Source organism: Bradyrhizobium sp. IAR9 (assembly GCF_013408065.1).
GTDB lineage: Bacteria > Pseudomonadota > Alphaproteobacteria > Rhizobiales > Xanthobacteraceae > Bradyrhizobium.
On the sequence record NZ_JACBZW010000003.1, the window covers coordinates 591,236 to 604,660 of the forward strand.

Annotated in this window: 8 protein-coding genes and 1 pseudogene; 7 read left to right on the plus strand and 2 right to left on the minus strand. The window is 65.0% G+C overall.

The window, feature by feature from the left end:
• Nucleotides 1-68: 68 nt before the first annotated feature.
• Nucleotides 69-971, plus strand: coding sequence for a LysR family transcriptional regulator (locus tag GGD67_RS11825; RefSeq protein WP_409411104.1), 903 nt, complete (start codon nt 69-71; stop codon nt 969-971).
• Nucleotides 972-1,022: 51 nt separating this feature from the next.
• Here the strand turns inward: GGD67_RS11825 and GGD67_RS11830 are convergent, their stop codons facing one another.
• Nucleotides 1,023-3,812 carry a [protein-PII] uridylyltransferase gene (locus tag GGD67_RS11830; RefSeq protein ID WP_018319530.1) on the minus strand — a complete coding sequence of 930 codons (2,790 nt, stop codon included), beginning with the start codon at nt 3,810-3,812 and terminating at the stop codon, nt 1,023-1,025.
• Between the two features lie 188 nt (nt 3,813-4,000).
• On the opposite strand from GGD67_RS11830, the gene GGD67_RS11835 reads away from it, so the two are divergent.
• The 6 genes and pseudogenes from GGD67_RS11835 (at nt 4,001) to GGD67_RS11860 (ending at nt 10,444) form a co-directional block, all read left to right on the plus strand.
• Nucleotides 4,001-4,972 (plus strand): aliphatic sulfonate ABC transporter substrate-binding protein, encoded by a 972-nt coding sequence (locus tag GGD67_RS11835; protein WP_018319531.1) that lies wholly within the window; start codon nt 4,001-4,003, stop codon nt 4,970-4,972.
• A 233-nt stretch (nt 4,973-5,205) separates the two neighbouring features.
• A pseudogene (locus GGD67_RS11840) lies at nt 5,206-6,051 on the plus strand (ABC transporter permease).
• A gap of 4 nt (nt 6,052-6,055) precedes the next feature.
• Nucleotides 6,056-6,841: an ABC transporter ATP-binding protein gene (locus GGD67_RS11845; RefSeq protein ID WP_179732870.1), complete on the plus strand. Its 786-nt coding sequence runs from the start codon at nt 6,056-6,058 to the stop codon at nt 6,839-6,841.
• 54 nt (nt 6,842-6,895) lie between these two features.
• Entirely contained in the window at nt 6,896-7,405 is a 510-nt protein-coding gene (locus tag GGD67_RS11850) for an OsmC family protein (protein ID WP_028139616.1), read from the plus strand.
• 175 nt (nt 7,406-7,580) lie between these two features.
• Nucleotides 7,581-8,390: a hypothetical protein gene (locus tag GGD67_RS11855; protein WP_179732872.1), complete on the plus strand. Its 810-nt coding sequence runs from the start codon at nt 7,581-7,583 to the stop codon at nt 8,388-8,390.
• Nucleotides 8,391-8,767: 377 nt separating this feature from the next.
• On the plus strand, nt 8,768-10,444 hold the full coding sequence (locus GGD67_RS11860; RefSeq protein ID WP_026201728.1) for a PAS domain-containing methyl-accepting chemotaxis protein: 1,677 nt from the start codon (nt 8,768-8,770) through the stop codon (nt 10,442-10,444).
• A 157-nt stretch (nt 10,445-10,601) separates the two neighbouring features.
• Here GGD67_RS11860 and mutS read toward each other — a convergent pair whose 3' ends face one another.
• A complete protein-coding gene (gene mutS / locus GGD67_RS11865) occupies nt 10,602-13,340 on the minus strand; it encodes a DNA mismatch repair protein MutS (protein WP_179732874.1) in 2,739 nt (912 codons plus the stop codon).
• Nucleotides 13,341-13,425 lie beyond the last annotated feature (85 nt).

The window sequence follows — 13,425 nt, forward strand, 5'->3', positions numbered from 1 at the left end:
AACCTACGGCGAGGTGACTTATGAGACTAGGTGTCTTGAATGGCATGGGCTCATGAGCGATATTCATGATGATGACAGACGAAATGAACGACCTCGCCGCGTTTGCAATCGTGGCCCGCGAACGAAGCTTTACACGCGCCGCGATAAAGCTGGGCGTGTCTCAGTCTGCCTTGAGCCACACGATCCGGAGGCTTGAGGAACGGCTCGAACTGAAGCTGCTCGCTCGAACGACCAAGAGCGTTGCACCGACCGCTGCGGGAGCGGCTCTCCTGGAGGATCTGTCTCCGGCCCTTGAGCAAATCCGTCATGCCCTCGACAAGGCCCGGAGCATTCGGCGCCGACCCGAAGGTCGCCTTCGAATTGTGATGTCGCGATCGGCTGCGGTGATGGTACTGTTACCGCGGCTCAGAGCTTTCGCTGAGGCCTACCCCGACATCGTTCTGGACGTCGTCACCGTCACTGGCCCAGTGGACCTCGTAGCAGGCGAGTTCGATGCCGGTATTCAGCTTGGCGAGTACATTCAAAAGGACATGATCGCGGTTCGTGTCACGCCCGAACTGCGATTGGCGGTCATAGGGTCGCCACGCTATTTCGCTTCACGACGCATCCCCGAAAAGCCGAGGGACCTGAGCGATCATCGGTGCATTACCCTGCGTCTTGCAGGTGGTCCATATCGGTGGGAGTTTGAGCAAGGACGAAAGTCGGTCACGATCAACGTGAATGGCCCGCTCATCATTGACGACACTCACCTGGTGATTCAGGCGGCGCTCGCCGGAGTCGGTATCGGGCTCGCCTATGAAGAGCAGGTCGCCGAACATATTGCGAAGCGCCGCCTTCTTCGGGTGCTGGAGGATTGGACGCCGCCAATTCCCGGCTTCTTCATGTATTATCCCAGTCGTCAGCATCAACCAGCCGCGCTGTCTGCGCTCGTGAACGCGCTGCGACACTCTGAGCAAAAGTCGGCGCGATGATAGTCAGGGGGCAGGGCCCATTAGCCGCGAGCGCGGAGTGACGAAGGAAGGTCACGCCGCCGGCTGGACCGCCTTGTCGCCGGCCATCACATGGGTCAGCGCGCTCTTGATCGCGGCCTGGCGGGTCGGCGCGCTGATCTGCGCACCCAGGAGGTCGGTGACGTAGAACACGTCGCGGGCGCGCTCGCCGAAGGTCGCGACATGGGCCGAGGCGATGTTGAGGTTGAGCTTCGAGATCGCGGTGGTCAGCTCGTAGAGCAGGCCGGGCCGGTCGAGACCGGAGACCTCGATCACGGTGTAGCGGTCGGACCATTGGTTGTTGATGGTCACCTCAGGCTCGATCACGAAGGGCCGTGCCTTGCTGCGCACCGTGCGCCGCGCCACCACTTCAGGCAGGCGCAGCTTGCCTTCCAGCACGTCCTCGATCATCTCGCCGATGCGTGTGGCGCGCCGTCCCTCGTCCTCGTCGCGGTCGTATTCGCGCGAGATCGAGATGGTGTCGAGCGCGCGCCCGTCGGTCGTGGTATAGATCTGGGCATCGACGATGTTGGCGCCGGCCGAGGCGCAGGCGCCGGCGATGATCGAGAGCAGCCACGGATGGTCGGCCGCGAAGATCGTCAGCTCGGTGACGCCGCGGACCTCGTCGAAGCCGACATTGATCGCGAGCTTATGGCCGGCCTGTTCGCTGGAGCGGACGAAGCGGGCGTGGCGAATTTTTCGTGGCAGCTCGACCTTGAGCCAGTAGGCCGGATAGTGCCGGCCGATATAGGCATCGAGCTCCTCCGCCGGCCATTCGGCGAAGGCATTTCGGAATTCAGCGTAGGCGGCGGTGAGGCGCTTGCCGCGGTCGACCTCCGAGAAGCCGCCGGTCAGCACCGGCTCGGTCTCGTAGTACAGCGAGCGCAAGAGTTGCGCCTTCCAGCCGTTCCACACCCCGGGACCGACACCACGGATGTCGGCGGTGGTCAGGATCGTCAGCAACTTCATCTGCTCGACCGACTGCACCACGGCGGCGAAATTCTCGATGGTCTTGCGATCCGAGAGGTCGCGCGACTGCGCGACCGTGGACATCGTCAGATGCTCCTCGATCAGCCAGGCGATGAGCTCGGTGTCGGCCGGGCTGAACCCGAGCCGCGGGCACAGCCGTCGCGCCACCTTGGCGCCGGCGATCGAGTGGTCCTCCGGCCGGCCCTTAGCGACGTCGTGCAGCAGCGTTGCGATGTAGATCACCGATCGGTGCTCGGGCCGGGACTTGCGCATCAGGTCGCTGGCCAAAGCGAATTCCTCGATGCCGCCGCGCTCGATGTCCTGGAGGAAGCCGATGCAGCGGATCAGGTGCTCGTCGACGGTGTAGTGATGATACATGTTGAACTGCATCATCGAGACGATCTTGCCGAAGGCACGGATGAACTGGCCCAGCACGCCGGTCTCGTTCATCCGCCGCAGCACGATCTCGGCGTTGTCGGAGGTCAGGATCTCCATGAACAGCCGGTTGGCCTCGGGATTCTCGCGCATCTGCGCGTTGATCAGGCCGAGCGATCGCGTCACGTCGCGCATCGCATCCGGATGGAAGGCGAGGTTGTTCTTCTGCGCGAGGCGGAAGATGCGGATCAGATTGACCGGGTCGTGCTTGAACACGTCGGGTGCGGCAACGTTGATGCGGTTGTTGTCGACGATGAAGTCGTCGCTGTCGGGGACGCGCCGCTTCGCCGCGGTCGGCCGCAGCCGCGCCATCATCCGGCTCAGGACCGGCGCGGGCTTGGCCTGCTGGTCCTCGAGCTTGGCGCAGAGGATGGCGGTGAGGTTGCCGACTTCCTTGGCGACCAGGAAGTAGTGCTTCATGAAGCGCTCGACATCCTGCATGCCGGGATGCGAGGTGTAGCCGAGCCGCACCGCGATCTCGCGCTGGAGGTCGAAGGAGAGACGCTCTTCGGCGCGGCCGGAGTAGAAATGCAGATTGCAGCGCACCGACCAGAGGAAATCGGCGCAGCGGCGGAAGCTGCGGTATTCCTGAGCATCGAACACGCCGCGCTCGACCAGCTCGCCGGTGTCGCGGACGCGGTAGACGTATTTGGCGATCCAGAACAGCGTGTGCAGGTCGCGCAAGGCGCCCTTGCCGTCCTTGACGTTGGGCTCGACCAGATAGCGCGACTGGCCACCGCGGCGGTGTCGCTCCTCGCGCTCGGCGAGCTTGGCGGTGACGAATTCGGACGCGGTGCCCTGCACGACCTCTTTGTCGAAGCGCGCGACCAGCTCCTCATAGAGCGGCTTGTCGCCGGTGAGGAAGCGCGTCTCCAGGATCGCGGTGCGGATGGTCATGTCGCCGCGCGCCTGCCGGATCGACTCGTCCACTGATCGCGTGGCGTGGCCGACCTTCAGCCCCATGTCCCAGAGGCAATAGAGGATAGCTTCGGCGACCTGCTCGCCCCAGGCGGTCTGCTTGTAGGGCAGGATGAACAACAGGTCGATGTCGGATTCGGGCGCCATCAGGCCGCGGCCGTAGCCGCCGGTCGCGACCACCGCCATGCGCTCGGCTCCGCTCGGGATCGGCGAGCGGTAGAGATGGCGGGTCGCCGCCGAATACAGGATGCGGATGATCTCGTCCTGCACGTGACAGAGCCGCTCGGCGCAGCGACGGCCGTGGCGGTCCTTCAGAAGGATTTCCTGTGCCGCGGCACGTGCCGCGATCAGCTCGGCCTTGAGCAATTGCGCCATGGCCGTGCGGAACGCGTCCTCGCGTCCCTGGTGCTTTTCGGCAAGCGCATCGACCGCGGCGGTGATCCGCGCAGTGTCGAAACGATCGTCCACCTCGGCCTTGTGCTCAGTCGCGACGCTGTCCATGTCCCACCGGATATAAGAGGTGACAGGCGCTGTCACCCGCCATTCTCTGGCAATAGTCGTTCCATGCTGGAAAGGCGCGGCTTTGGGCAAATCTGTTCTCGGCCGGCGCGCTTTCGAGGGGCGGATTTTCTCGTTGACCTCTAGATATAACTCATTGAAAAACAATGAAGTTTTGGAGGAGGCTGGGCATGACCGGAATTACACGACGCATTCTGTTGGCGGGAGCGGTTGCGCTCGCCGTGACCCCCGCGGCCAAGGCGGCCGATCCGCTCAAGGAAATCCGCATCGACTGGGCGACCTACAATCCGGTGTCGATGGTTCTGAAGCAGAAGGGGCTCCTTGAGAAGGAGTTCGCCAAGGACGGCATCACCGTCACCTGGGTGCAGTCGGCCGGCTCCAACAAGGCGCTCGAATTCCTCAATGCCGGCTCGATCGATTTCGGCTCGACCGCGGGTTCGGCGGCGCTGGTCGCCCGCATCAACGGCAACCCGATCAAGTCGATCTATGTCTATTCGCGCCCTGAGTGGACGGCGCTGGTGACATCGAAGGATTCCAAGATTGCCGGCGTCGCAGACCTCAAGGGCAAGCGCGTCGCGGTGACGCGCGGCACCGATCCGCACATCTTCCTGGTGCGTGCGCTGTTAGGGGCGGGCCTCACCGAAAAGGACATCACCCCGGTGCTGCTCCAGCACGCCGACGGCAAGACCGCGCTGATCCGCGGCGACGTCGATGCTTGGGCCGGCCTCGATCCGATGATGGCGCAGGCCGAGGTCGAAGAGGGCGCAAAGCTGTTCTACCGCAAGGCCGAAGCCAACACTTGGGGCATCCTCAATGTGCGCGAGCAGTTTTTAAAGGACTATCCCGACGCTGCCCGCCGCGTCCTCGCGGTGTACGAAGAGGCGCGCAAATATTCGCTAGCCAATTACGACGAGCTGAAGAAGACCTTCATCGCCGTGACCAAGCTTCCCGAGGCGGTCGTCGACAAGCAGCTCAAGGAGCGCACCGAGCTCACCCATAGCCGCATCGGCGCGCCCCAGCGCGAGTCGATCCTCGCCGCGGGCCTCGCCCTGCAGCAAGCCGGCGTCGTCGACGCCAAGGTCGACGTGAAGGCGACGTTGGATGCGTTGATCGACGATCAGGTCCCGCTGCCGACGAATTGATTGGCAGGGAAGAGGCAGGCACGGCGCTGCAAACTCCGCTGTCGTCCCGGACAAGCGAAGCGCAGATCCGGGACCCATAACCACAGGAAGATGTGGTTGCGAGGACTCGGAGTGACCGTCTTCGCCTCAAACCCCTTCCTGTGGTTATGGGTCCCGGCCTTCGCCGGGACGACAGCAGCGGCCGCGGCAAGAGTAGTGTTGCATTCCCGCCCGAGACGCGCTTCCTACCGGCCATGATCTCCGACGCGCCAGTCCTGCAACAATCTTCGGAACCCGCCGAAAGTGCCGCCGCACCGTCGCGGCTGTCGCGCTATGCGCGGCCGATGCTGGGCGTGCTGCTGCCGCTGACGCTTGCGCTCGGCTGGGAGCTCGTGGTCTGGTCCGGCTGGTCCAACGGGCGCCTGGTGCCGCCGCCCTCGCGCGTGTTTGCCACGATCACCGAGCTCGCGCGCTCCGGCGAGCTGGTCCGCCACATCGCGGCGACGCTGTGGCGCGTCGGGCTCGGCTTCGCCTTCGGCGTGATCGCAGGCACGATGTTGGGGGCCGTCTCCGGCTACTGGTCGCTGGCGCGCCGGCTGCTCGATCCGACCGTGCAGGCGCTGCGCGCGATTCCCTCGCTCGCCTGGGTGCCCCTGTTCATCCTCTGGCTCGGCATCTTCGAGACCTCGAAGGTCGCGCTGATCGCGGTCGGCGTGTTCTTTCCGGTCTATCTCGGCGTGATGGGCGCGATACTCTAAGTCGATCGCAAGATCGTGGAGGTCGGCCGCACCTTCCGCCTGTCCGGCCCGGCGATGATCCGCCGCATCCTCTTGCCGGCGGTGCTGCCGGCCTATGTCGTGTCCTTGCGCGTCGGTCTCGGCCTCGGCTGGATGTTCGTGGTCGCGGCCGAGCTGATCGGCGCCTCCGAAGGCCTCGGCTATCTCCTGCTCGACGGCCAGCAGCTCGGCAAGCCCGCGCAGATCCTGGCCGCAATCGTGATCTTCGCCATCCTCGGCAAGCTCACGGACTGGTTGATCGAGGTCGCGGCCGCGCCTTTCCTGCGCTGGCAGGATGCCTTCGGGCGCGCGAAGGGAGCTTGAGGCAATGCTGGCGCTCGACCGGGTCAGCAAGACCTATCCCAACGGCGTGCAGGCGCTTTCACGCTTCTCCGCTGAAATCAGGCTGGGCGAGATCATCGCCATCATCGGCGGCTCCGGCTGTGGCAAGTCCACGCTGCTGCGTGCCATCGCCGGCCTCGATCGCGCCAGCGCTGGCACGGTGACGCTCGACAACGAGGCGATCGTCTCGCCGCATGCCAAGATCGGCATCATCTTCCAGGAGCCGCGGCTGCTGCCCTGGCTCAGCGTCGCCGACAATATCGGTTTTGGACTCGCCGATCTGCCCGCGGCCGAGCGCCGCGACAAGGTCGCCCGTGCGCTCGAACGCGTCGGGCTGGCGGAAAAGGCGCAGGCCTGGCCGCGCGAGCTCTCCGGCGGACAGGCGCAGCGGGTTGCGATCGCACGCGCGCTGGTGCCGCAGCCGGAGGTGCTGCTGCTCGACGAGCCGTTCTCCGCGCTCGATGCCTTCACCCGCAGGGATCTCCAGGATCATCTGCTCGACCTCTGGGCGGACACGCGGCCGACCCTCATCCTCGTCACACACGACGTCGACGAGGCCGTGGTGCTGGCCGACCGCGTGCTGGTGATGCGGCCGCGGCCGGGCCGGTTGTTCGACCAGATCGAGATCAATCTCGGCCGGCCGCGCGACCGCAATTCGCCGCTGTTCGAGAATTTCAAGCGAAGTGTGCTGACGTCACTCGACCGTTCGCTCGACCGCAACGTGCCCGACCGTGACGCAACCCAGGGTCCCGGTCAGGCCATGTGGTGGTGACAATTTCGCTCTGAACCGGTACATCGAGGGGCAATTTTCCGGGAGAGAACGAAAATGGACGCTGCAGAGCTGCGCCAGATGCAGGCTCCGATCAAGGAGCGCTACAAGACCGATCCCAAGACCGCACTGATCACGCTGAAGGCCAAGGGCTCCACCGACAGCGAAGGCATCGCCTGCAAGGTCGAGACCGGCCGCGCCATCGCGCTTGCCGGCCTGCATCCGGCGACCGGCGGTTCCGGCCTCGAGCTTTGCTCCGGGGACATGTTGCTTGAGGCGCTCGTCGCCTGTGCCGGGGTCACGTTGAAGTCGGTCGCGACTGCGATCGAGGTGCCGCTCAAGACCGGCAACGTCTATGCCGAGGGCGATCTCGATTTCCGTGGCACGCTCGGCGTCGACAAGGAGACCCCGGTCGGCTTCGCCGAGATCCGTCTGCGCTTCGAGGTCGATACATCGGCGCCGCAGGACAAGCTCGATCTCCTGCTCAAGCTGACCGAGCGATATTGCGTGGTCTATCAGACCATCAAGAACGGCCCGAAGGTGTCGGTGTCGATGCAGCGGATGTGAGTCTCTTACCCTCCCCTGGAGGGGGAGGGTCGATCGCGCATAGCGCGAGCGGGGTGGGGTGATCTCTCCACTCGGGCACCGTCGCCGTTGAGAGACTGTCACCCACCCGTCTCATATTTCGCTGCGCCCAATATGAGCCGACCCTCCCCCTCCAGGGGAGGGTAAGAAGCCAAAAATGTCCCCCGATCTCCACTTCTTCCTCTTCCTTCTCCTGCGCATGGCGATCGCGGCGGCGTTCGTCGTGACGGCCTCGATCATCACTGAGCGCGCGGGGCCGGTGATCGGCGCGCTGGTCGCGACCCTGCCGATCTCGGCCGGTCCCTCCTACGTCTTCCTCGCGCTCGACCACGATGCCGCCTTCATCGCGCAGGGTTCGCTGGCGAGCCTTCCGATCAATGCGGCGACGATCTTCATGTGCCTCGCTTATGTCGTGCTGGCGCAGCGGCATGGTTTTGCGGTGAGTTGTGGAAGCGCGGTTACCGTCTGGATCGTGCTGGCCTCGATCATCCGCCAGTTCGACTGGTCGCTCACCGCCGGGCTCGCCGCCAATCTGATCGCCTTCGGCATCTGCATTCCGCTCCTGGCGGGCTATCGCCATGTGAAGATGCCGCTGGTCACGCGCCGCTGGTACGACGTGCCGATGCGGGCTGCGCTGGTCGCGACCCTGGTCGCCATCGTGGTCTCGACTTCGGGCTGGGTGGGACCCCGCATCAGCGGCATTATCGCGCTGTATCCCGTGGTGTTCTCCAGCATCATGGTGATCCTGCATCCGCGCATCGGCGGCCCGCCGACCGCGGCGGTGCTCGCCAACTCCGCCTGGGGCCTGCTCGGATTCGGCACGGCGATTGCCGTCTTGCACGTTGCGGTGGAGTCGTTCGGCTCGGCCGTCGGTCTGTGTCTCGCGCTCGGCACCTGCATCGCCTGGAATCTGACGCTGTGGGGAATCGGCCGGCGAACGATGCACAAGGCGCGGCAAGGACCGTGAGACTACGGACACGCGCGACACCGCGTCGCGAAAGACATGTCGGAGACGGCATCTCATGCCGACGGGCAACGTGGCATCTTCCCAAGCCATTGAATGAGAAATGTCATTTCAAGTCGCAGGGGCGCAGGTGGCGGCTCTCGACGCCCGCCGGATCGTTCCCGTTCTGCTGGTTTCCGACAATTCTATTAGAACTTTGTTCGAGCTTTTCCCGTACGAATAATTTCGCGTACCCGCTTCCGCCGTCGTCGGCGTGAACTCGTCCGAGCTGCATCCGAGTGCAGGGACTCGCGGAATTGTCGATTTGAATACGGCTGTGTTGCCGCAGCGGTCACTTCCCCTACGGGCTGTCCACGTTGTTTCGAGATGGAGATTGTTTGATGTTCGGTCGCAAGTCCCACAGCGATGCACAAGGGCGGCTCGACGCCATAGGCCGTTCGCAGGCCATGATCGAATTCAATCTCGATGGCTCGATCGTCACGGCCAACCAGAATTTTCTCGACGCCCTCGGCTATCGGCTTGACGAGATTCAGGGCAAGCATCACTCCATGTTCGTGCCGGCCGACCAGCGCGATACCGCCGAGTACAAGGCGTTCTGGGCTGCATTGAACCGTGGCGAGTATCAGGCGCGCGAGTTCAAGCGGATCGCGAAGGGTGGCCGCGAGGTCTGGATCGAAGCATCCTACAATCCGGTGCTCGACGGCAACGGCAAGACGGTGATGGTCGCCAAGATCGCGACCGACATCACGGCGAAGAAGATCCGGAGCATGACGGATGCGTCGAAGATCGCCGCGATCAGCCGTGCCCAGGCCGTCATCGAATTCAAGCTCGACGGCACCATCGTCAGCGCCAACGAGAATTTCTGCAAGACGCTCGGCTATTCGTTGGCCGAGATCGAGGGCAAGCATCACAGCCTGTTCATGCCGCAGGCCGACCGCGACGGCGCGGCCTATCGCGAGTTCTGGGCTGCACTCAACCGCGGTGAATACCAGGCCGGCGAGTTCAAGCGCATCGGCAAGGGCGGCCGCGAAGTGTGGATCCTCGCCTCCTACAACCCGCTGCTTGACGAGAACGGCAAACCTTACGGCGTCGTCAAATTCGCAACGGACGTCACCGCGGAGAAGCTGAAGAACGCCGATCTCGCCGGCCAGATCGCGGCGATCGACAAGGCCCAGGCCGTGATCGAATTCAACATGGACGGCACGATCATCGCCGCCAACGCCAACTTCCTCGGCGCGCTCGGCTACTCGCTGGCCGAGATCAAGGGCAAGCACCACAGCATGTTTGTCGAGCCCACGGAGCGCGACGGCGCGGCCTATCGCGAGTTCTGGGCCGCCCTCAACCGCGGTCAGTACCAGGCGGCCGAATACAAGCGCATCGGCAAGGGCGGCAAGGAGGTCTACATCCAGGCCTCCTACAACCCGATCCTCGATCTCAACGGCAAGCCGTTCAAGGTCGTGAAATATGCCACCGACACCACGCGTCAGGTGCTGGTCCGCATGGGCAACGAGCGCGTGCGCGGCATGATGGAATCGGTCGCCGCCGGGTCGGAAGAGCTGAACGCTTCGGTGCGGGAGATCTCCGAGGCGATGACCAAGTCCCGCGAGACGGCGATGAGCGCGGTGGAGCAGGTCGCCTCCGCCGATGCTCAGGCCCAGCGCCTCACCGAGGCGGCGCAGTCGATGAGCGGCATCGTCGAGATGATCAACAGCATCACCGGACAGATCAACCTGCTCGCGCTCAACGCCACGATCGAATCCGCACGGGCCGGCGAAGCCGGCCGCGGCTTTGCGGTGGTCGCTTCCGAAGTGAAGAGCCTCGCCAATCAGGCCAAGCAGGCCACCGACAAGATCGGCCAGGAGATCGGCAGCCTCAACGGCATCTCCGGCGACGTCGTCAGCGCGCTCGGCTCGATCAAGCAGGCGATCAACAATGTCAGCGAATACGTGACATCGACCGCCGCTGCCGTCGAGGAGCAGAGCACGGTGACGAACGAGATGTCGACCAGCATGCAGCGCGCGGCTGCGGAGGCGGCTGCGATCGCGGCAAGGGCGTAGCGCTCAGCGCACGGAATCGTAGGGTGGGCAAAGGCGCGCACTTCGCGCGCCGTGCCCACCATCTCTTCCCGATCTCGTCCAAAACGCGGTGGGCACGCTTCCGCCGTCGCTCTTCGAGCTATGGCGGACAAGTCGCTTTGCCCACCCTACGGCACTGTCACTGCTTCGGCAGCTTCGCCTTCAACGCATACAACGCATCCAGCGCCTCGCGTGGTGACATCTCGTCCGGATGCAGCGCCTGCACGGCCTCCATCAGCAGTTCGGCCTCGCTCGGCGGCGCGGCTTCGGCCGCCGCGCGTGAGGGCACGGCGAACAGAGGCAGATCGTCCACCAGCGCGCGTGCGGTCTGGCCGCGGTCCTGCGCCTCCAGCTTGGACAGCACCGATTTTGCACGCGTGATCACGGCCGGCGGCAGGCCGGCGAGCTTTGCCACCTGGATGCCGTAGGAACGATCGGCCGAGCCCGGCAGCACCTCGTGCAGGAACACGACGTTGCCCTGCCACTCCTTAACCCGCACCGTGGCGTTGAACATCCGCGGCAGTTTTGCGGAGAGCGCGGTCAGCTCGTGATAATGCGTGGCGAATAGCGTGCGGCAGCGATTGCTTTCGTGCAGATGCTCGATCGCGGCCCAGGCAATCGAGAGACCATCGAAGGTCGCGGTGCCGCGGCCGATCTCGTCGAGGATCACGAGCGAGCGCTCGCCGGCCTGGTTCAGGATCGCAGCCGTCTCGACCATTTCGACCATGAAGGTGGAGCGACCGCGGGCGAGATCGTCGGCGGCGCCGACACGCGAGAACAGTCGGTCGATGATGCCGATCCGCGCGCGCGCGGCCGGCACGAAGCTGCCGATTTGGGCAAGCAGGGCAATCAGCGCGTTCTGACGCAGGAAGGTCGATTTGCCGGCCATGTTCGGGCCGGTGAGCAGCCAGAGCTGGCCGGACTTCTGCGCCGGGCTTGGCGACAGGTCGCACGCATTGGCGATGAACGGCTCGCCATTGCGCTTCAGCGCCTGCTCCACCACGGGATGGCGGCCGGCCTCGATCGCAAAGCCGAGGGAATCGTCCACGTCCGGTCGCACATAATTGTCGTCGACCGCGAGCTTTGCCAGTGATGTCGCAACGTCGAGCAAGGCGAAGGCGTGAGCGGCGGCGCGCAGATCGTCGCTGATGGTCATGGCCTTGGCTGACAGCCGCTCGAAAATCTCGAGCTCTAGGCCGAGCGCGCGATCGCCGGCATTGGCGATCTTGGCTTCGATCTCGCCCAACTCGGAGGTGGTGAAGCGCACCTGCCCCGCCAGCGTCTGGCGATGGATGAAAGTCGCGTTCAGCGGCGCCGACATCAGCTTGTCGCCGTGCTGCGCGGTGACCTCGACGAAATAGCCGAGCACGTTGTTGTGCCGGATCTTCAGGCCTTTCACGGATGTCGTGTCGGCGTAGCGCGCCTGCATCGAGGCGACGACGAGACGCGAGGCGTCGCGCAGGTTTCGGGCTTCGTCGAGCGCCGGCTCATAGCCCTGTCGAACGAACCCGCCATCGCGCTTGATCAGCGGCAGCTGCTCGTCGAGCGCGCTGGCGAATTCGGCCGCGAGCTCGCGCGAGGGGCGCTGCAAGGCCGCCATCACCGCGGCGATTTCCTGCGGCGGCTGATCGAGCTCGCCAAGCCGCGCCAGCACTTGGTCGGCGGCGATGATGCCGTCGCGCAGGCCTGCGAGGTCGCGCGGGCCGCCGCGGCCGACTGACAGACGCGCCAGCGCGCGCGACATGTCGGGCGCGCCGCGCAGGATGCTGCGGATGTCTTCGCGCGCAGCTGAATCGGCGACGAAGGTACTGACCGCATCGAGCCGGCGCGCGATCGCCGGCGCATCCGTCAGCGGCGCGGCCAAACGTTGAGCCAGCAGACGCGAGCCCGCCGAGGTCACAGTGCAGTCGATCGCATCGAGCAGCGAGCCGCGACGTTCGCCTGCGAGCGTCCGCGTCAGCTCGAGATTGGCGCGTGTCGCCGGATCGATCGCCATGGTCGCGCCGGAAGCTTCGCGCGCGGGCGGCGACAGCGGCGGATGCTTGCCGACCTGGGTGCGGTCGACATAGGTGACGGCGGCTGCTGCTGCCGTGGCCTCCAGCCGCGTCAGCTGCGTCAGTCCGTCCATGGTCGCGACGGCGAAATAATCGCAAAGGCGCTTTTCGGCGGTGGCGCCGTCGAAGACGTCGCGCGTCAGCGGCGTCACGGCCGGCAGCTCGCGCAAGGTCTGTCCGAGCTCGCTGTCGTTATAGAGCGCGTCGGTGACGATGGCCTCGTTCGGGTTGATGCGCGCCAGCGTCGCGGCGAGCTCGCCGCCCGAGCACTCCATCACGGTGAACTCGGCGGTCGAGATGTCGATCCAGGCGAGGCCGAAGCGGTCGCCGCCGCCGGAGGCGCGGGCGCGCGCGATCGCGAGCAGATAATTGTTGGCACGCGCATCGAGCAGCGTGTCCTCGGTCAGCGTGCCAGGCGTCACCAGCCGCACCACGCCGCGGCGGACCACGCTCTTGTTGCCGCGTGCCTTGGCGGCAGCAGGATCTTCGGTCTGCTCGCACACCGCGACGCGGTGGCCGGCCGAGATCAGCCGATGCAGATAATCCTCGGAACGCTCGACCGGCACGCCGCACATCGGGATGTCGGCGCCCTGGTGCTTGCCGCGCTTGGTCAAGACGATGCCGAGCGTCCTGGAGGCGATCTCGGCATCCTCGAAGAACAATTCGTAGAAATCGCCCATCCGGTAGAACAGCAGCAGGCCCTGATGCGCCGCCTTGATCTCCAGGTACTGTTCCATCATCGGCGTGACGCGCGCGACGGCTTCCGTTGGCGAAGCGGGCGCTTCGTCGGGGGGCGGTACTTGTATCGGCTGTTGCATGGTCATGGGCGGCGCAACCTACAAAATTTCGCCCCCTGCTCCTATCGCTTTGGCCGGAAGGAGCGGGTTTTCCACGTTGTCCGCATTGCGG

What these genes read in the sequence shown, in the direction of transcription:
- GGD67_RS11835 (WP_018319531.1), top strand. Translation starts at nt 4,001, where the DNA reads ATGACCGGAATTACACGACGCATTCTGTTGGCGGGAGCGGTTGCGCTC.
- GGD67_RS11850 (WP_028139616.1), top strand. Translation starts at nt 6,896, where the DNA reads ATGGACGCTGCAGAGCTGCGCCAGATGCAGGCTCCGATCAAGGAGCGC.
- GGD67_RS11845 (WP_179732870.1), top strand. Translation starts at nt 6,056, where the DNA reads ATGCTGGCGCTCGACCGGGTCAGCAAGACCTATCCCAACGGCGTGCAG.
- GGD67_RS11825 (WP_409411104.1), top strand. Translation starts at nt 69, where the DNA reads ATGATGACAGACGAAATGAACGACCTCGCCGCGTTTGCAATCGTGGCC.
- mutS (WP_179732874.1), bottom strand. Translation starts at nt 13,340, where the DNA reads ATGACCATGCAACAGCCGATACAAGTACCGCCCCCCGACGAAGCGCCC.
- GGD67_RS11855 (WP_179732872.1), top strand. Translation starts at nt 7,581, where the DNA reads ATGTCCCCCGATCTCCACTTCTTCCTCTTCCTTCTCCTGCGCATGGCG.
- GGD67_RS11860 (WP_026201728.1), top strand. Translation starts at nt 8,768, where the DNA reads ATGTTCGGTCGCAAGTCCCACAGCGATGCACAAGGGCGGCTCGACGCC.
- GGD67_RS11830 (WP_018319530.1), bottom strand. Translation starts at nt 3,812, where the DNA reads ATGGACAGCGTCGCGACTGAGCACAAGGCCGAGGTGGACGATCGTTTC.